This window comes from Candidatus Thiodictyon syntrophicum (genome assembly GCF_002813775.1).
Lineage (GTDB): Bacteria > Pseudomonadota > Gammaproteobacteria > Chromatiales > Chromatiaceae > Thiodictyon > Thiodictyon syntrophicum.
The window spans coordinates 4,074,515-4,093,943 of sequence record NZ_CP020370.1; the positions used below are offsets into that span (position 1 = coordinate 4,074,515).

Here is a 19,429-nt window from a genome sequence, read left to right on the forward strand (position 1 = left end):
GATTACGACAACGACAACGACAACGATCGTGTTTGACTTGTTCCTGATCTGTTACTTAACAGGACAAATCCGGGACGACCCGGTTAATCCTGTCTACGTACTCGATCTCCCGCCGGTTCTCGCATCGTGTCGGGCCTTGCGCCCCGCGGCACCAGGACCGAGCGCCCGGTGACATAGGCCAGCGCGGTCATCAGGGCCAGCACCGCCGCGGCGGCCCCCACCAGCGCGACCGGGCCGACCCCCGTCAAGCGGGTCGCGAAGCCATAGGACGCCGCCAGATAGACCGCGAACAGGACCGCAACGGCGGACACCGGATAGGGCAAGGGCCGGCGGCGCTGGCTCAGGCGGTAGCTCAGCACCAGACGCAGGGCGGCCCCGGCCGTGAGGGCCAGGATCAGGCCGGGGAAGCCGAAGCGGGGGATCAGGGTGAAGAGCCCCGTCACCGTCACCGCGGCGGCGGCATACTGGATGATCATCTGCTCATGGCTGCGCTCCCCCAGGAACAGGCCCATGGACGTCAGGTCCGCGACGCTGCGCATCAAGAGGACCAGCAGCAGCGCGCTGGTCCACCAGGCCGGGACCGCGAAGGCCGCACCGAAGAGCACATCGAGCAGCAGCGGATTGAGCAGCGACACCGTGGTGCAGAGCAGAAACTGGAGCAGGATCCCCAGGGTCGCGTAGTAGACCAGCCGCCGCTCCCCGTCCGGGCCCGCCAGCAACCGGTAGCGCTGGGCGCCCCACCACAGGCCGAAGGGCTGGAAGGCGATCACGCACAGCACGAACAGCTTCACCGCCGCCGCATAGTGACCATAGTCCAGCGGGTCCAGGTGCGCGGCCAGCACCCAGCGCTCCATCCCGTTCATCATGAAGGCGGCCACCCCGCTGCCCAGGATGGGCAGGCCGAAGAGCAGCAGCGGGCGCACCGCCCGCGGCTCCAGGGCGATGCCGCTGTCGCGAATCTGCTGCACCACCGCCACGCAGGCCATCAGGCAGGCCGACCCGGCGCTCACCGCCATGATGCCGAAGATGCCGTAGCCCAGATAGACGGCGATGACGTTCCCGCCCGCCTGCAGGAGTGCGTAGACGACCATAAAGCTCGCATAGGCCGCCGCCCGGTCCTGCATCCGCAGGATCACGTTGGGCAGGGCGATCCAGGCCGAGGCCACCCCCGCGAGCATCGCCAGGCGGAGCAGGTCCGCCTCCTGAGCGCCCGGCAGCACCCGCGCGAGCCAGGGCGCCACGGCCAACAGGGCACCCAGGAACAGCAGACCACAGAGCAGGGTAAGCCCGAGCCCGTTGGCCTTGGCCGCCCGCGCGTCCAGCGGCGCCCCGGGGGCGGACCGCTCGTCGGTGCTGGCGTAGCGCAGCACCGCCTCCATGATCCCGAAACCGGCCAGCAGACCCACCGCCTGGGTGGCGGTCACCAGGAGATCGAGCCGCCCGAACTCCACGGGACCCAGGACCCGCGCCACATAGGGCAGGGTCAGGAAGGAGACGCTGCGCATCAGCACATAGCTGCCGGCGTAGATCAGGGTCGACTTGATCACGGGCGGCAGCGGCAGGGCGCGGTGGAGTTGCGGCCCATCATCCGGCGTTCAGTGCCGCGCCCGGGCATTGTTCGTCGGCGCCTTCATGCGCGGTGTGCGTCGCCTGATCCGCCCGGCGGGGGTGCGGCGGGCGCGAGCGGGCGAATCACCCGCGCCGGCACCCCGCCCGCCAGCACCAGCGGCGGCAGGTCCTTGGTGACCACGCTCCCGGCGGCCACCACCGTACCCCGGCCGATGCGCACCCCCGCCATGACCGTCACACCGGTCGTCAGCCACACGTCGTCCTCCAGGATGATGTCGCCGACCTGATCCTCGGTCTCCGCCAGGCCTTGGGCCCGCGCCGCGGGGTCCAGCGGATGGCCCGGATAGCCGGCCAGGAAGCACTGCCCGGCCAGGCGCACATTGTCACCCAGGACCACCCGGCGACCCACCGCGATCGTGTTCTGCCAGCCGATATCCACGTTCGACCCCACCTCCAGGCTGGGCGTGGCCGTCCCGCTGGTCCGCCCGGACAGGGTGGTGATGCCCGACACCCGGCAGTCCGCACCCAGACGGATGCGCAGAGCGCCGGTCACCAGCGGCATCCCGCTGTAGAGATAGAGCCGCGGTGCCGGCCCCTCCAGTTGGCTCTTGAACAGCGGCGTGTAATAGAACACGCGCAACAGATTGGCGAGCGCCGCGAGGCTGCCGCGATGCAAGTGATAGAGGGCGCGGTGCAGCCCGGGGATCACGGGGACCTCGAAGGTCCGCGCCGCCCTGGCGAGCCGATACAGCAGGCGCGAGACCGGATGGTCCCGGCGCTTGACCCAATGTTTGAGGGTTCCGACGGCCATGGGGTAGGGGTAGCGGGGCTCCGGTGGCGGCAAGACGGCGGGGATTGTCAGTGATTGTCGGCGGGCAAGCAACCGGCACGGGAGTCGGGGCGTCCCGACACGGGAGCCGGGGCGTCCCGGCACGGGAGCCGGGGCGTCCCGCCCCGGGCGGGCGCCATCAGAACTGATGTGGCGAGCGAGATCCCGGGTACCCTGTCGTTGTCGTAATCGAATAATCCGACCACGACAACGACAACGACGCCCGGTCCGTCAGGCATAATCTCGAATGGTCGCTTAAGCCAAAGGACTCGATCCACGACGGGGGCATTGCATGCGTATCCTCTATGTACTCTTCAACGCCCCGCCCCTGCACTCGGGTCGGGCGCGCCAGGCCCTGATGCTCGCGGCCGAGTTGAACACCCGCCCCGGGGTCCGGGTCCAGGCAATCTCACTGGACCAGGGACCGACGATCCCCCCGCCCTACCCGCCGCCCCTGCGCCGACGCCTGGACGTGTGGCAGGCCAAGCGGGTATGGCGGGCCGTGCTGCTCTGCTGCCTGCGCGAACGCATCCAGGCCGTACACTTCCATGGGCACAACTATGTCGTCCACCTGACCCCGCTACTGCGCCTCTTGGGCATCCGGGTCTTCCTGCACATGACGCAGAAGGGCCACGACGACCCGGCCACCCTGCTCGACGGGCGGGGCAGCCGGCTGCAGCGCCTGGCGCTGCGGCAACTCTCCGCCTGGATCGTCCAGAACCCGGACGACCTGGTGGCGCCCGCCCGCCCGCGCCTGGTCAACATCCCCAATGCCGTCGCCCCGCCCCGGCCCCGCCCGCCGGACACCGGGGGCCGGACCCTGGTCCTCTCCGGCGTGGTCTGTCCGCGCAAGGGCCAATTGGAGGTCCTGCGCCTCTTTGCCGCCTTACCGGAGGTGGTGCGTGCCGGCCTGCGCCTGCGTTTAGCGGGTTCGCTCACCGACGACTACTGGGAATACGACGCCGACTATGTGGCCCAGTGCCAGGCGGTCGCGGCGACCATTCCCCAGGCGGCGCTGCTCGGCCACCTCACTAAAGAACAACTGCTGGACGAACTGTCCGCGGCCCACTATTTCTTCGCCATCTCCGGCGTCGAGGGCCTCTCCAACGCCTATCTCGAGTGCCTGAACCAGGGGCTCCTGCCCATCGTCTACGCCCATCGGCACGACCCCCTGTTCGACACCCTGGGCCTGACCGGCGACCTGATCCGGATCCCCGCCGATGACCCGGCCGCCGGGGCCGCGGCCTTGGCCGCGGCACTCGCCCAAGGCCCCTGGTCGGAGCGGCTCGCGCTGGACCTGCAGGCGCGGGTGGCGGCCGGTTTCGGGCTCACGCGGATCGCCGATCGACTCTTGGCACTGTATCGGGACCCGGGGACGGCGCTCATGACGAGTCCCGGCTGAGCGCGCCCGCGCTTGCAGCCACAAGCCGCAAGGCACCAGTACCGCACGCTGGAAATGCTCGGACCATTGACCGCACCGCGACCCTGGGGTGCGCCGTGCGCCCCATGGTGCCAACCGAAACCCTGGCCGCGGCGATCGACCGCAGCCGCTCAAGGTGCGCACGGCGCACCCTGCGCCACTGGTCCGGGCACTTCCATCATGCGCGACTAATCACTGTCTCGTCGCCCGGTCTTGCCGCCGCGTTACCGCTTGGCACGGCCCGCCTTGAGCCGCGCCCGGAGCCGCTCCAGGCGACTGGGTTTCTTCGGCGCCGCCGGCACCGCCTTGCCGTCCTGCGCGCCGTAACTGTCCTCCAGGAACTGGGCGATGGAGATCACGAAGGCGGCGGCGATATAGATGGGCCAGGTAAAGCCCATGGTCAGGAAGGAACCCGAGACCGCGGTCCCCACCAGCCCCATCAGTGCCCCCTGGGTCGCCACGCTCACCGCCGGCGAGATGGTCGCGGCGTGACGGTCTACGGTCTTCATATTCCTGATGCCGGAGCGGATCAGGCCGACGAAAAGGGTGATGAAGAAGATGAATCCGATATAGCCGCTCTCGGCCAGGACGCCGAACCAGGTGCTGTGCACGGCATGGTTGAGGCCGTCCCACTTCGGGGTGAAGGCATAATAGTTGCTGTAATAGCTGTGCAGGCCGACGCCGAAGATGGGATAGGCGGTGGCCATGCCGATGGCCGCCTCCCAGGCGTGCAGACGCTGCTCCGAGGAGGTATCGAGGCCGCCGTCCGAGGACTGGGCGGTCTTGCGGCTCCCCACTCCCGCGGCCACGTACAGCACCATGGCCGCCAGCCCCCCGCCGCCGACGAACAAGAGCTTGTTCTTGACATAGCGCCAGCCGTAGAGCCCGAACACCGACATCACCCCCAACAAGGCCCCGCGGCTCTGGGTGGCGAGGATCGCGTACATCAGCATCACGATCCCCACGAGCCCCAGCAACCGGTTGAAGAACCCGGTACGCGCGGTGAGCACGAAGGCGACGGCAAAGCTCAAGGGGAACTGGAGCACCGAGGACAGGTCGTTCGGGTCGCCGAGCGAGGAGTCGATCTCGCGGCCGATCGTCACGCGCGTCTCCTCCACCAGCCCGATCCCGTTGAGTTTGTTGTAGATCGCGACATAGGCAATGGCGATACCGGAGATCACTATCATGCGCACCCCAAGCAGAAAGTCCTTTTCCTCACGCAGCAGCCAGGCGACGATGAAAAGCATCAGCACGATCTTGGAATAGACCTGGGTATAGTAGTTCTGGGCCTCCGCGACATTGGTTGCCAGGGGCACGCCGACGGTGATGAGGACGATGAAGATCGTCAGTGGGGTGAACTCGAAGCGCCAATAGGGCTTGATGGTCTCGGCGATGAAAATGTTCCAGAACAGAACGCTGATGGCCGCGAGCGACAGCAGCTTGGGGATCTTGAGCTGATAGAGCAGCGGGAAGGCCTCGTGCAGCCGGAAGAAGGAGAAGCACACGAACAGCAGCACCACCAGCACCGGGGCGCGAAAGACGCCGATGACCGCGAGCGGGACTATGGCGATGATAAAGGCCACCGCCGGGTTCGGCAGCCCCCGCCAGGCCAGCCAGACCAGCAGACAGGCCGCCACGGCGATGATGATCTGGCGCCACTTGGTGTCGGTCGGGATACGCATGGACGCCTCAGGCCGGGACGACAGGGATTGCTTTAAGCGCCATGGTCGTTGTCGTTGTCGTTGTCGTTGTCGTTGTCGTTGTCGTTGTCGTTGTCGAGATTATCGTAGAACCCTGGATTCTCTCGCACCCTAAATTGCATCGCTTGTCCGATTACGACTACGACAACGATTGCATTTGTGTTTTACTTGACCTGGACTCACTACTCAGCCACCGGCAGGCCGCCAGCCGGCCTCCCGATAGACCTCCAGGAGGCGCGGCAGGACCGCCTCCGGGGTATAGCGGGCAGCAATCGTGGCCTGCGCCGCGCGGCTGCACGCGACCCGGCCCGCCGCGTCCAGGTCCGCCCAGGCGCGGACCGCCGCGGCGAAGGCCGGCAGGTCGAGCGGCGGCACCAGCCAGCCGTTGCGCCCCGCGTCGATCAGGCCCGGCAGGCCGCCGACCGCGAAGGCGGCCACCGGCACCCCGTGGGCCATCGCCTCCAGCGCGGCCATCGGCAGGCCCTCGTGACGCGACGTCATGCACAGGAGCCCGATCTCATCCCAGACCCCTGCCATCGAAGGCTGCTGGCCGGCGAAGCGCACCCGCGGGTAGGCGGCCCGCAGCTCGGCACCCAGGGGACCGTCCCCGTAGAGCACGAACTCGACCCCCGGCACCTGCCCGCTCAGGCGACAGAAGAGATCCGGGCCCTTCTCATGGCTGAGGCGCCCGACGAAGGCGGCCGCCCGCGGCCACCGCGTCGGCCCCGCCGCCAGGGGTACGAAGTTGTCGATCACCCGGGTCCGGCGGGGCAGCCGGTCGGCGATCGGCCGACTCACCGCCACGATGCCGCCGGCAAGCCCGGCGGTCGCCCGGTCCAGGATGTTGTAGTAACGCACCATCCCCGGACCCGGCTCGCCGGCATGGTAGGTACTCACGCAGGGGAACCCCCCCAGGCGGGCCGCGACCCGGCCGAAGACCCCCACCTTATAGCCATGGGTGTGCAGCAGCCCGGGCGGCACCGCGGCCAGGGCGGCGCGCAGACCCCGCCAGCCGCCCGCGAGTACATCGCAGGCGATCCCCTGCCCGGCCAGGGCCGCCGCCATGGGGTGGGGGCCGTGGTCCTTGAGAAAGACCACCCGCACCGGCATATTGCGGGCGTGCAGGGCGGCGGCCAGGGTCAGCACATGGGACTCGACCCCGCCGAAACTGCGGCTGTCCAGCAGCAGCCAGATGGCCCCCGGGGCGGCCGGGCTCATGGCCGCACCAGCGCCGTCCGGTCGGACCGGTCGCTGCCCGCCGGGGCCATTGATAGGTTTAGGCGATCGTAACGATATTTATAATCCATTTTCCGAATCATTCCCCCTTCCGTATAGTGCACCACATGGGCGGGGTCATCCCGCGCCGAGACTTGACGAGCCGCGGCTCAGCAACCCCTTATCAACCCAGGAGACCTCAGAAATGTTAGAAGATCGTACCGGAAAGCGCGTCCCGCAGGTAGTGTTCCACACCCGTCAGGGGACCGAGTGGGTGGACGTGACCACCGACCAGGTGTTCGCCGGCAAGACCGTCGTGGTCTTCTCCCTGCCGGGGGCCTACACCCCCACCTGCTCCTCGTCCCATGTGCCGCGCTACAACCAGTTGGTCCCGGCCTTCAAGGCGGCGGGGGTCGACACGGTGGTCTGCCTCTCGGTCAATGACACCTTCGTGATGAACGAGTGGCAGAAGGCCCAGCACGCGAACGCCATCACCTTCCTCCCGGACGGCAACGGCGAATTTACCGCCGGCATGGGGCTCCTGGTCGACAAGGCGGACCTGGGCTTCGGCAAGCGCTCCTGGCGCTACTCCATGCTGGTGCGCGACGGGGTGGTCGAGCGCATGTTCATCGAGCCGGACCTGCCGGGCGACCCCTTCCAGGTCTCCGACGCCGACACCATGCTCGCCTATGTGGCACCCAAGGCACCCAAGCCCTTGGACGTGACGGTCTTCAGCCGCAACGGCTGCCCCTTCTGCGCCAAGGCCAAGGCCGCTCTGCAGGAGGCCGGCATCGTCTACGAGGAGCTGGTGCTCAACCGCGACTACACCGACGAGACCCTGCGCGCGGTCGCCGGGGCGTCCAGCGTGCCCCAGGTCTACATCAACGGCGAGTTGATCGGCGGGTCCGACAAGCTGGCCGAGTGGCTGGCCAAGCGCGCGGCCTGACGGAAGCAGGTTTCTCACCAAGACACAAAGACGCCAAGGGCATTGGGTTCGCTGTCAGCGGTGCGCCGTTCACCCCCGGGATCGACTGGCCCGCACCGCGACTTCGTTCTTGATGCTCCGCGTCTTTGCGTCTGCGCGTGAGCAAATCCCCAAATACCCCGGAGCACCACGCAATGAGCCAACACTTCGATCTGATCGCCATCGGCGGCGGCAGCGGCGGCCTGGCGGCGGCTGAGCAGGCCGCCCAACTGGGGCGGCGGGTCGCGGTCATCGACCCGGGCCCCCTGGGCGGGACCTGTGTCAACCGCGGCTGCGTGCCCAAGAAGGTCATGTGGTACGCGGCGCAATTGGCCCAGGCGGTGCGCGACGGCGCTGGTTTCGGCGTGCGCACCAAGGACCAGTATTTCGACTGGTCGACCCTGGTCGGCGGGCGCAACCAGTTCGTCGAGCGCATCAACGACTACTGGGACGGCTATGTGAAGCAGGAAGGCATCACCGACATCAGCGGTCATGCGCGCCTGGTCGATGCCCGCACCATCGAGGTCGAGGGCAACCGCTACAGCGCCGACCACATCGTGATCGCCACCGGCAGCCGCCCCCTGGTCCCGCGGATGCCCGGGGCCGAGCTTGGCATCACCTCGGACGGTTTTTTTGAACTCGCGCAGCAGCCGCGCCGCGTCGCGATCATCGGCGGCGGCTATGTCGGCGTCGAATTGGCCGGCGTGCTGCGCGCGCTGGGCTCGGAGGTGACCGTGGTCGCCCTGGAGGAGCGCGTGCTGTGGCTCTTCGACCCGATGGTCGGTGAGGCCCTGGCCCAGACCATGAGCCGGGACGGCATCCGCCTGGGTCTCCAGTTCGAGGTCTCGGCGCTGGAGCGGCGGGCCGACGGGCTGGCGCTGATCCCGCGCACCGGCGAGCCGCTGACCGGTTTCGACACCATCATCTGGGCCGTGGGCCGGGCGCCCAACAGCGCCGACCTGGGCCTGGAGGCGGCCGGGGTCGAGGTCGCGCCCAACCGACTGATCAAGGTCGACGCCTTCCAGAACACCAACGTGGCAGGCGTCTATGCCATCGGCGACGTCACCGGCCGCGAGCCGCTGACCCCGGTCGCCATCGCCGCCGGCCGCCGCCTGGCGCGGCGCCTGTTCAACGGCGAGACCGAGCTGAAACTCGACTACGACAACGTCCCCACCGTGGTCTTCTCCCACCCGCCGGTCGGCCGGGTCGGTCTCACCGAGCCGGAGGCCCGCGCCCGCTACGGCGACACCCTGACCGTCTACGAGACCCGCTTCACCCCCATGCGCTATGCGCTCAACGAGCACGGCCCCGAGACCGCCATGAAGCTCGTCTGCACCGGTCCCGAAGAGCGCGTGGTCGGCATCCATCTCATCGGCGACGGGGTCGACGAGATGCTCCAGGGCTTCGCCGTGGCGCTCAAGATGGGCGCCACCAAGGCGGATCTGGACGACACCGTCGCCATCCACCCGACCAGCGCGGAGGAACTGGTGACGCTGAAGGTCCCGGTGCGGCGGCCCGGCGATGCCTTACCCTGAGGGAGGCGAGGCGTCCCGCCCGTCGTTGTCGTTGTCGTAATCGTGGTCGGATTATTCGATTACGACAACGACAACGACAACGAAAGCGTACCCGGGCCCTCAGTCGCCACATCAGTTCCGATCGAACCCCCTGCCCGCATCCTTGACGAAATGAAAATCCAATTTTATTCTCGTCAGGATGTACATCCAACGCACCCTGAGCCCCACCCTGCGCGAGGCACTCGCCGCCTTCCCGGCGGTCCTTCTGACCGGTCCGCGCCAGTCCGGCAAGACCACCTTCCTGCGCCAGGAATACGGTGATCGGTGCGACTATGTCACCTTTGATGACCCCCTGGAGCGTGACTTCGCCCGCGGCGACCCGCTGGGCTTCCTGAACCGCTTCAAGGACCGGCCCCTGATCCTGGACGAGATCCAGTACCTGCCGGAGCTTCTTCCCTATCTCAAGATGCGCATCGACGCCGGGGCCTCACCAGACAGCCAGGCGCTCGGCCGCTGGCTGCTGACCGGCTCCCAGCAGTTCGAGCTGATGCGCCCTATTTCCGCAACTTCGGCAAGCGGCTGATCAAGAGCCCCAAACTCTACTTCCTGGACGCGGCGCTCGTGACCACCCTGACCCGCCAGCCCGACGGCGCGGCGGCCCTGGCCGGTCCCCTGGGCGGCGCCTTGTTCGAGGGCTGGGTGGTGACCGAGGCGATCAAGGCCTTCGCCGCCCGCGGGCGCAAGCCGGACCTCTTCTACTGGCGCACCCACGACGGACTGGAGGTCGACCTGCTGATCCAGGTCGGCACCCGACTGCACCCCGTCGAGATCAAGCTCACCGCGACCCCGACCGCGCGGCATCTGGACCCGCTGAACCGGCTCAAGGCCCTGATGGGCGCCGAGTCCGCGCCGGAGGGCCTGCTGGTCTGCACCACCGAGGAGGAACGCGCGCTGCCGGGCGGCAACCGGGCGATTCCCTGGCAGCGGTTCCCGGAGTGGATCGCGGGGTTGCTTGGCTGACCCAAAATCCGGGAATTGCTCACACAAAGACACAAAGAACACAAAGAAAAACAAATCATTGAAGGCGTTGGGCCGATCACCGCACGGGTGATCTCCTCGACCTACATATCGCGTTGAAGATCTTTGTGATCTTTGTGTCTCTGTGTGAGAAATGCTCTTCCTGGGCTGACTGGTTACTGCATCTGGCAAACGCGGTCGAAGATCGCCATCGCGACTTGAGCACAGACGGCCCTGACCGCCCCCCAATGGTGCCAGCGCGGATCGAGGTTCTTATATTCCGCAAGTGTGGGCTCGACCTCGTCCAGGTCATAGGGCAGCGGTCGGCATCGCGTGAAAAACGGTGCCCGACGTGGATGGCCGCGGCCGTGCCGCCGACCAGCACCGCATCCGGCAGGATACGCTGCAAGCGGGCGGCGGACGACAGCACGGTCTCCCACTCAGGCAAGGTGCGCGTCGGCATAGTGCATCCAGAAGTGATAACGCTGGGCATAGGGGTCAGCGGGCCTTGATCATAAATCCGCCCACCCCGTTCAGCCCCGAGGCATCCGACCCCTTGCAGAACATGGCCTTGTGCGCGAATACCCACATCAAGAGGACAGTCTTGGGCGGATTTATGATCAAGGCCGGGTCAGCGACCCGGGCCAGGCAGATGCGCCGGATTTGTTCCAGCACGTGCCGATCAGCGAGCGCGGCGCGGCGCAGTTCGGCCCAATCGTCCCAGCGCCCGCGGGCAATCACATCGTCGATCGCGGCGAGGGTCAGTGGCTCATGGGTCAGGTGGCGGTGGAGCATACTGATTGCCAGGTTGAGGTGGAGCACGGCACCGGCCTTGATCCAGGTTCCGGCCGCCGACGCCCACCGGAGGTCGAGGCTTCAGCCGGTGGGCGCGCAATTACAGACCTGTGCCGGGGTCGGGCACGGGTCCGGCTGAAGCCTCGACCTCCGATTGACTGGGCTGGCGCTATGTTGAGCGCAAGCATAGCGCGGCCGGGCGGGTCAGCCCAGGAGTCCAAGGCTTCAGCCTTGGAGGACCGGCAAGGCTGAAGCCTTGGACTCCTGGGGGCGCGGCCTGGGGCACCGCGGGGCCGGACCGCCCGCGCCTTGCGCTCGCCCTGCTCGCTCCCTGCGCGGGCAGTCAGGCCCCGCTCCCTAGCCGGCTGGCCTGGCCTGCCTTAGCTCGGGACCTAGGGCAAGCCGGAAACCGTCGAAGAGGTGGCGGAGGCCGGGGGCGAAGTGGGAGCGGTACGCGGAGCGCAGGTCCCGCGCCCCGTAGAACCAACTGCCGCCGCGCAGGACACGACACCCGCCTGAGGCAGGACCGCCAGGGTCGGCGATTGGCCCCGCCTCATAGTGCCCAAACCACCAATCCTGACACCACTCGCAGACGTTGCCGTGCATCTCGCACAGGCCCCAGGGGTTAGGCGGGAGGCTGCCTACCGGAACTGTCTTGTCAACGTAGTTGGCCTGGCCGGTCGAGAGGGTCTCGCCGAAGTGGAAGGGGGACGCAGTCCCGGCCCGGCAGGCGTATTCCCACTCTGCCTCCGTGGGCAAGCGATAGGGCCGACCGGTCTGCGCAAACAGCCATTGGCAGTAGGCCAGCGCGTCGTCCCAGGTCACATCGACGACGGGACGGCGACCGCGACCCCAGCCCTCATCGCCCTTGTCCCGCCCGGTGGCGGCACAAAAGGCGTCGTAATCGTCGAAGGTGACGGCATAGCGCCCGATGGCAAAGGGGCGGGAGATGGTCACCGGATGCTGGGGGCCTTCAAAGTCAAAGCGCTGCGCCTCCCCCGCCGGCGAACCCATGAGGAAGCGGCCGGCGGGGATGATAACCATCTCGGGACCCTGGTCGATCACCATCGCGGCCTTTCCTAAGACCCCGGCAAAGAAACTTCGTGGCAGTTTCACTGGCGAATTAAGGGGATCACGGAAGACGACGGGCCGCCCCAGGGCCTGGGCGACGGACCGTTGCAGCTCCTGGACCTTGGCGGCGGGCCAGCCGTGGATGTCCGGTAACTCGGGCGCCACCGGCGGGGGCGGTGTCTCCACCCGCCGCACCGGACCCGCACCCAGCATCTCCGCGGCGAATCGCTGTGCGGCGCGCAGATCGTCCGGCACCAGGATCGGGTAGACCTCAATGATCTGCGCGTCCGACTCGCCGGCCGCCTGGCGCTCCAGGATCGAGCGCACGGTGATCCGCGTCCCGGCGACAATCGGCTCGCCTTTCATAATGTTGGGGTCAGATACGATCTTCCGGCCAGTCATCGTGGGTCTCCCATGTTGCGTTCAAGTCGCGGGATGAAATGGTCCTTGAGGCATTTCACGGCCCCCGGCCATCGGTGAGCCCAGTGCCGATGATCCGCCTGACCGTCATGCCGATGTTCCCCTGCGCCTGCGGTTTTCGCGCGGCGATTTTACCGCCCCGGGGCAGGGCCGCGGCAAGTCATCCGCCTCGCGGGCGGTCAGGCGGCGACGCGCGTCGGCCTTGATCATAATCCCGGCCACTGCGCTGACCGCGAGGCCGCTGGTCCGCTATGCGGACCGATCACGGCCGGCCGGAACGATGATCCAGGCCGCCGCGTCCGGCTAACGGCCATGGCGCCCGCGCCACCCCGAAAGATGAAAGTTGCGGGCGCCATGGCCGTTCCCTCACCCCGCCCTCTCCCAGAGGGAGAGGGGGAATTGGAGCGCGCTCCCGGCGCGACTTTCACGGTAAAGCCTCGACCTCCGGTCCGTGGTATGTCCGCACTCAATTCCCCTCCCGCAACTCCTTGACCTGCGCCTCGCTCAAGCCGGTCTTCTCGGCCAGCAGCCGGTCATCGGTGATCAGCCCCAGGAGGCTGCGGGCAATGCGCAGTCGCTCCTGCTGCTGCCCTTCCTCTCGGCCCTCCTCCCGGCCCTCCTCCCGCCCCAATTTCAGCCCCTGGTGCATCCCCCAGCCATAGGATGACTGCACCATGCTCGCCTGCTGGTGCAGATCGTCCTGATAACGCTCATAGGCCTGCCGTTCGGCCTCCGGGAGCCGCAGGATATCCAACTGCTCCTTGGCCTCTTGCAGTCCCCGCGCCCGGAAGCCGTCCGGCACCTCCTCGTGCTTGAGGAAATAGATCCACTCGTCCAGGGAGTCGCGGGCCACGTCGTCGAACTGGTTGACCTTGATCAGATAGTATTCCGGGAACAGCGCATGGGGTTCCTGGCGCCGGTAAAGGTCCTGCTGCGCCTCGCTCAGTTGCAATTCATCGTGGCGATGCATCCCGATAAAGCGGGTGGCGCCGTGATAGACATAATCTTCGCCCTGCCCCAGGTCGAAATACAGAATACTGACCGAGATGACCTTGACGACCTCGCCATAGGGCTGGCCCTCCTGGAGGTTTTCCACCAAGGTGCGCGCCGTACTGTGCAGAATCCGCTGCAAATAGTCGAACTGCCGCTGGTACTGCACCTCAATGAGGATGATCTCGCCGCCGGCATTGCGCGCCTTCAGGTCCACCCGGTTCTGTTTGTCGAGCGCCGTATCCTTGTTGCTTTCGCCCTCCAGGACTTCGAGGATCTGAATGTCCTCGCGCAGCAGCTCGCTCAAGAACCCTTCAAGGATGCCGAAGTGGGCCTTGCTGCGCAGGAGGCGCTTCATCGCCCAGTCGAAGCTGATCAGGCGGCGGGGGCGGGTCATGGGCGTGGGCCCGCGTATGGCGCCGGCTGGTCGCGGCGGCGTCGTTGCGTGATAGTTGATGTCATCGTCGCTGCTGCCTTGGGTTGATGCTTGGGATCAAGAGGGGTGGGCGGACGGTAGGGTGTTCATTCTGCGCCTCTGGGAGCACAAGTCCGTCATGCGTTTTCTGTCGCGCCAAGAGGCATAAGTACCATTTGTAATCAGTTGCTTACGCCCAATGTGCGCACCGGAAGGCGGGGGACGAAAAACTGCATGAAATGGCTCAGATTGAACAGCCTAGGCGGACGGGGCCTTTGAATACCCAGGAAGATCAGTTTAGCCGCAAATTAACAAAAATAATCGAAGACTTAGCGTTTACAGCATGTTAACCGTCCGGATGACGCCCGCGATGATGCTAACCAGCAGATTTATTTGCGCCGCCGTGGAATCTCCGGCGGTGCCGCGGGCTCGTAGCCCTTCAAGCCCAGGTCACCAGTCAGAATCTCCACTCGGCAACTGGGTGCATGGTATTCCGCCACATCCTTGATGGTGATGTCCCCCATGGATATTTGCTTGGCGGCCAGCGCCGGCCAGGTATCAGCCAGGGTCTTGAGCCTTGCGGACGACCAAAGCTCCGACTGATGGGCGAAGGCGGCCCAGGGTGTCTCTTCATCCGCACTCTTGCGGATCAGATCAGCCAAGGCGTCCGCCCGCTCCTTGCGGCTACGGGGCGCTTGGGCGATGTGATTGCCGGTTTCGATGATCGAGGCCAAGGGCAGGACAAAAGTGGTGCCCGCTCGCGCCTCGGCGTGAATCTTCTCATCCACTCGCGGGCGGTCCCAGCGATCGTGGTCTGGACCGCAGGTCTCTTTCCCAGGGACATCCAGCCAGACGCAGAGAATGCTGGTATCGATGATCAGGACTTTGCGCATCAATCACCGCCCTGTTCAATAGCCGATTCAATACGCCCTGCCGTGGCCAGTTGGCCCAACGCTCCCCCGGCCATTAGTTTCGGCAACTGTTTGATATCTTCCAGTTGAGTCAGGCGGCTGGCCCCGGTGACGCTATCGCGGTGGGCTACGGTGATGAAGGGCAACATCCGGACTCCGGCGGCGTCCAACAGCGCCGGGTTGTGGGTCGTGACGATGACGTCGATGCCACGCTCCTTGCCCAGGGTCCGCAGCATCTCGATCAAGAGACCGGCGCGGGAGGGGTGAAGCCCGTTGTCCACGTCCTCGATGACCAGCAGGCTGCCGGGGGGGCGGATCAACATTGCCGTGACGATGGCAAGATAGCGCAGGGTGCCGTCGGACATGCCGCGGGCATCGATTTCGTGACTGGCGGCGCCTTCCCAGCCTTCCTCGCAATAGAGCATGGCGTCGGTACTGAGCCTGCCGACGGGCTCGGCCCAGACGCGTTTGATATCCCGCTCTGGAAGGGTCTTGAGATAGCGGGTCAGGGTTTGCTCAACCGCGGTATGGCGCTGCGGATCGAGGGCGGCGACGACACCCGCGAGGTTGGCACCGTCAGCCATCAAGCGCTCCGACAACGCCGAATAGTTCCGCATCTGACTTGGGATGGGATCGAAAACGAAGATCTGATTCAAGTGTTGCGCAACGAGCCTTGCCGCGTCAGCCGCTTCCATTTCTCGGATCAAACCGTCCACCACTGGCAGGATACTGGAGACACGGCCCAAAATAGCGAGTTGCGTCGGTGGACGAGCGCTACCCGCGTGGATCGCGTAACCTCCGACGGTAATCCCTTGCTCGCGCGCGGTCACTGCGGCTTTCGTTGGTTGCCGCCAAATCAGCGGCTTCTCGGCGGCCGCTGCCGCGCCCGACGCATACGCGATCTCGGTCAGCTCCTCGTCGACCGTTTCCGTCGTCACGCCCTCCGTTCGGACCCTGATCCGATAACGAAGGTCCTGGCGTTCGGAAACGCCGATCAGCACCTCCAGCGTGAACTCCAGCGCCGGCCTGCGGCAGATCCACTCCGCTCCACCCCGGAGCGGAGACAGGGCATCGTTGCCTTTGATCGCTTGATCGACGTCGATACCCGACGCGATCCGCTGCAGGAACGACAGCGCTTCCAACAGATTGGACTTACCACTGGCATTGGTGCCGATGACGATCGTAAGCGGGTCGATATAGAGGGTCGCGTGATCGAAACTCTTCCACTGTGCGACCCGAAGTTCTTTGATCATCGGCTTCTACCTTTGACAGGGGGCGAATGCGGTGGGCCTGACCACCCGCGCCTTAGGTTCCGGCATCCACGCCGGGACGCTGCTCGCCAAGCATCCGCAAGGCCGTCGGGAGCGGGGACTGGCCGGGCAGCGCCTCGTCCGCCCGCCCCCGCTGCCCCCGCGGCACCAGCCGCCGCAGCAGGCGCAGCAGGTCATCGACATAGGTGAAGACGACCGGGATGACCAGCAGGCTCAGGAAGGTCGAGGTAATGAGCCCGCCGATGACTGCAATCGCCATCGGGGAGCGGAAGCTCGGTTCGGCGCCGAGCCCGAGCGCCACCGGCAACATGCCGGCGCCCATGGCGATGGTGGTCATGACGATGGGGCGGGCGCGTTTGTGGCAGGCGTCCAGGATGGCGGGGCGGCGCTCCATCCCGCGTTCGCGCCGCGCCACGATGGCGTATTCCACCAACAGGATGGAGTTCTTGGTGACGATGCCCATCAGCATCAGGACGCCAATGATGGACGGCATGGAGAAGCTGTTGTGGGTCAGCAGCAGGGCGATGAAGGCCCCGCCCAATGAGAGCGGGAGCGCGGTCAGGATAGTGACGGGTTGCAGGAAGTCATGGAAGAGCAGGACCAGCACCACATAGATACAGAGCACGCCGATCAGCATGGCGGTGCCGAAGGAGGCGAAGAGCTCATTCATGCGCTGGGCGTCGCCCTGCGCGATCCGGGTCACGGCGGGCGGCAGGTCCTGGAGCGCGGGCAGGGCCTCGGCCTCGTCCAGGACTGAACCGAAGAGGCGCCCGCCGAGTTCCACATCAATGGTGACGGTCCGCATCCGGTCCACCCGGTCGATCTGGGCCGACCCGCTGCCGAGCGCGAGCGCCGCCACCGCGGAGAGCGGCACCGAACCGGTCGTGGCCGGGACGCGCAACTGGGCGATGGCGTCAAGGTCCGTACGCAGCGACCGGTCCAGGCGCACGCGGATGGGGATCTGGCGCTGCGGCAGGTTGAGCTTGGGCAGGTTGACCTTGAAGTCACCGGAGGTCGCGACCCGCACCGCGCCGGCCAGGGCGGAGGTGGTCACACCCAGGTCCGCGGCGCGGGCGAAATCGGGCCGGATCTGGATCTCCGGGCGCTGCAGGCTGGCCCCGGAGGTCACGTTGCCGATCCCCTGCAGGGTACGCAGGTCCCGCACCACCGCCTGCGCGGCGGTGGCGAGCGCGTTGGGGTCGTCGCTCGCCAGCGTAATCTGGAGCTTCTCCCCGCTCTGGCCGGCGCCGATGGAGACCCGGGTGCCGGGGAGTACCCGCAGGCGCTCGCGGACCTCGCGCTCGATCTGCGGCTGGGTACGGGCGCGGTCGTGCCGATAGATGAGCTTCAGGCTCAGGTTCGCCAGGCGCACGTCCTTGGCCGCGCCGTCCCCCATCGGACCGGCACCGGAGGCGCTGCCCACCGCTGTGAAGATGCCGGTGACCTCCGGGACGGGCGCGATCAGCCGCCGCGCCTGCTGCGCCGCGCGTCGCGTGTCGTCCAGTGAACTGCCGGGCGGCAACTCCAGCTTGACGCTGAAGAGTCCGCGGTCCGCCGCCGGTACGAAGCCCTTGGGCAGCAGCGGGATCAGTTGCATGGACCCGACGAAGAACGCGATGGCGACCAGCGCGGTCGTCTTGCGATGGTCCAGGCACCAGCCGGCGGCGGCCAGATAGCGGGTCATGATAAAGCTGTCGGTATTGCCCTCCGGATGGGGCTTCAGGAAATAGGCGGCCATCATGGGGGTCAGCAGGCGCGCCACCATGAGCGAGGCAACCACCGCCACCGCGGCGGTGATCCCGAACTGGACGAAGAACTTGCCCGGCACCCCGCCCATGAAGGCGGTCGGCAGAAAGACCGCGACCAGGGTGAAGGTGGTCGCGATGACCGCAAGCCCGATCTCGTCCGCCGCCTCCATCGCCGCCTGGAAGGGCGGTTTGCCCATGCGCAGGTGACGCACGATGTTCTCGATCTCGACGATGGCATCGTCCACCAGGATGCCGACCACCAGCGCCAGGGCGAGCAGGGTCAGGACGTTCAGGCTGAACCCCAGCACCAGCATGACGGCGAACGTAGGGATGATCGAGAGCGGCAGGGCGACGGCCGCGATCAGGGTGGCGCGCCAGTCACGCAGGAACCACCAGACCACCAGGATCGCCAGCAGCGCGCCCTCGTAGAGCAGTTCCATGGACCCCAGGTAGTTGTCATACACCGGGTCGACGGTGTTGTAGGCCTCCCGGATCTGTACCTGGGGGAACAGGACGCCCAGGTGATCCAGGGCCGCCTTGACCGCCCGCGCGACCGCCACCTCGCCGGCCCCCTTGATCCGGGTCACCTCGAAGGCGACCACCGGGGCCTCGTCCAGCAGGGCGTAGGAGCCGCGCTCGGCAAAGCTGTCGCTGATGGTGCCCAAGTCCTGCAGGCGCACCCGGCGACCGTCCGGCAGCGGAATCGTCAACTCCGCGATCCCGGCCACGGTGTCCACGGCGCCTAAGCTGCGCACCGACTGCACGGCCCCGCCGATGTCCCCGCGCCCGCCGGAGGCGTCCTGCTGGACGCGCTTCAACTGGGCGGAGATGGCCTCGGCCGTCACCCCCAGCGACTGCATCCTGGCGCTGTCGAGATCCACATGGACCTCCCGATCCACGCCCCCCACCCGTGCCACCCGGCCCACTCCCTTGACCGCCAGCAGCGCCTTGGCGACCTCGTTGTCGACGAACCAGGACAGGGCCGACTCGTCCATCCGCGGGGAGGCCACGGTATAGGTCGCGATGGGCGAGCCGGCGGTGGTGACCTTGGAGACGATCGGGTCCGTCATGTCCTGCGGCAGGTCGGCGCGCACACTGTCGACCGCGTTGCGCACCTCGTTCAGGGCCACCTCGGTGTCCTTGTCGATCTGGAACTCGACCCGGATGGTGGCGGAGCCGTCGGCAACGGTGGTGCGGATATGCTCGATGCCGCCCAGCGAGGCGATCTGGTCCTCGATCTTACGCGCGACCTCGGTCTCCAGTTGGGTCGGGTCCGACCCCTCCAGGCTCGCGTTGATGGTGATGGTGGGGAGTTCGACGTCCGGGAAGTTCTGAATCGGCAGGGCCCGGAACCCCATGATCCCGAAGATCGTCAGGAGCCCGAACAGGAGGATGGCGGGGACCGGGTGACGGATGGACCAGGCGGAGACGTTCATAGAAACCTATACGCCGCAAAGAGAGTGAAGAAAAGTATTAGCCGCAAATGAACGCAAATGGACGCAAATCAAGAAAAGAATTCGGCGGCATCGTTGATAGGACCACCCCTGCTCATTTTATTCCTCTTCATTTGCGTCCATTTG

Annotated in this window: 15 protein-coding genes; 5 read left to right on the top strand and 10 right to left on the bottom strand. The window is 66.7% G+C overall.

Translation table 11 applies throughout. The annotated features are described in order from the left end of the window. Positions 1-83 precede the first annotated feature (83 nt). The gene (locus THSYN_RS17070; protein ID WP_100920190.1) at positions 84-1,547 is read right to left on the bottom strand and encodes a lipopolysaccharide biosynthesis protein; all 1,464 of its coding nucleotides are present in this window, start codon (positions 1,545-1,547) and stop codon (positions 84-86) included. Positions 1,548-1,630: 83 nt separating this feature from the next. Then, complete coding sequence (locus tag THSYN_RS17075; protein WP_100920191.1) at positions 1,631-2,380, bottom strand: acyltransferase; 750 nt, start codon at positions 2,378-2,380, stop codon at positions 1,631-1,633. A gap of 310 nt (positions 2,381-2,690) precedes the next feature. Between THSYN_RS17075 and THSYN_RS17080 the strand changes: the two genes are divergently transcribed. Next, entirely contained in the window at positions 2,691-3,800 is a 1,110-nt protein-coding gene (locus tag THSYN_RS17080) for a glycosyltransferase family protein (RefSeq protein ID WP_100920192.1), read from the top strand. 242 nt (positions 3,801-4,042) lie between these two features. Here THSYN_RS17080 and THSYN_RS17085 read toward each other — a convergent pair whose 3' ends face one another. Both THSYN_RS17085 and THSYN_RS17090 read right to left on the bottom strand, forming a co-directional pair. Beyond that, a complete protein-coding gene (locus THSYN_RS17085) occupies positions 4,043-5,500 on the bottom strand; it encodes an O-antigen ligase family protein (protein WP_236848591.1) in 1,458 nt (485 codons plus the stop codon). 204 nt (positions 5,501-5,704) lie between these two features. Continuing rightward, positions 5,705-6,736: a glycosyltransferase family 4 protein gene (locus tag THSYN_RS17090; protein ID WP_100920193.1), complete on the bottom strand. Its 1,032-nt coding sequence runs from the start codon at positions 6,734-6,736 to the stop codon at positions 5,705-5,707. Positions 6,737-6,938: 202 nt separating this feature from the next. Between THSYN_RS17090 and THSYN_RS17095 the strand changes: the two genes are divergently transcribed. From THSYN_RS17095 to THSYN_RS17110, 4 genes are all read left to right on the top strand, one after another. Next, positions 6,939-7,679, top strand: coding sequence for a glutathione peroxidase (locus tag THSYN_RS17095; protein ID WP_100920194.1), 741 nt, complete (start codon positions 6,939-6,941; stop codon positions 7,677-7,679). A 173-nt stretch (positions 7,680-7,852) separates the two neighbouring features. Next, a complete protein-coding gene (gene gorA / locus THSYN_RS17100) occupies positions 7,853-9,232 on the top strand; it encodes a glutathione-disulfide reductase (protein WP_100920195.1) in 1,380 nt (459 codons plus the stop codon). A 178-nt stretch (positions 9,233-9,410) separates the two neighbouring features. Beyond that, positions 9,411-9,794: an AAA family ATPase gene (locus tag THSYN_RS17105; RefSeq protein ID WP_100920196.1), complete on the top strand. Its 384-nt coding sequence runs from the start codon at positions 9,411-9,413 to the stop codon at positions 9,792-9,794. A gap of 23 nt (positions 9,795-9,817) precedes the next feature. Beyond that, the gene (locus THSYN_RS17110) at positions 9,818-10,231 is read left to right on the top strand and encodes a DUF4143 domain-containing protein (protein WP_236848958.1); all 414 of its coding nucleotides are present in this window, start codon (positions 9,818-9,820) and stop codon (positions 10,229-10,231) included. A gap of 495 nt (positions 10,232-10,726) precedes the next feature. On the opposite strand, the gene THSYN_RS17120 is transcribed toward THSYN_RS17110, so the two are convergent. The 6 genes from THSYN_RS17120 to THSYN_RS17145 form a co-directional block, all read right to left on the bottom strand. Then, positions 10,727-11,050 carry a hypothetical protein gene (locus tag THSYN_RS17120; RefSeq protein ID WP_100920199.1) on the bottom strand — a complete coding sequence of 108 codons (324 nt, stop codon included), beginning with the start codon at positions 11,048-11,050 and terminating at the stop codon, positions 10,727-10,729. A gap of 330 nt (positions 11,051-11,380) precedes the next feature. Continuing rightward, on the bottom strand, positions 11,381-12,496 hold the full coding sequence (locus tag THSYN_RS17125) for an SUMF1/EgtB/PvdO family nonheme iron enzyme (RefSeq protein ID WP_100920200.1): 1,116 nt from the start codon (positions 12,494-12,496) through the stop codon (positions 11,381-11,383). 484 nt (positions 12,497-12,980) lie between these two features. Next, positions 12,981-13,901, bottom strand: coding sequence for an Rpn family recombination-promoting nuclease/putative transposase (locus THSYN_RS17130; protein WP_100920201.1), 921 nt, complete (start codon positions 13,899-13,901; stop codon positions 12,981-12,983). Between the two features lie 407 nt (positions 13,902-14,308). Beyond that, complete coding sequence (locus THSYN_RS17135; RefSeq protein ID WP_100920202.1) at positions 14,309-14,812, bottom strand: hypothetical protein; 504 nt, start codon at positions 14,810-14,812, stop codon at positions 14,309-14,311. Continuing rightward, positions 14,812-16,083: an AAA family ATPase gene (locus THSYN_RS17140; RefSeq protein ID WP_100920203.1), complete on the bottom strand. Its 1,272-nt coding sequence runs from the start codon at positions 16,081-16,083 to the stop codon at positions 14,812-14,814. The genes THSYN_RS17135 and THSYN_RS17140 overlap by 1 nt, the downstream gene beginning before the upstream one ends. 52 nt (positions 16,084-16,135) lie before the next feature. After that, positions 16,136-19,285 (bottom strand): efflux RND transporter permease subunit, encoded by a 3,150-nt coding sequence (locus THSYN_RS17145; protein WP_100920204.1) that lies wholly within the window; start codon positions 19,283-19,285, stop codon positions 16,136-16,138. Positions 19,286-19,429: the final 144 nt, after the last annotated feature.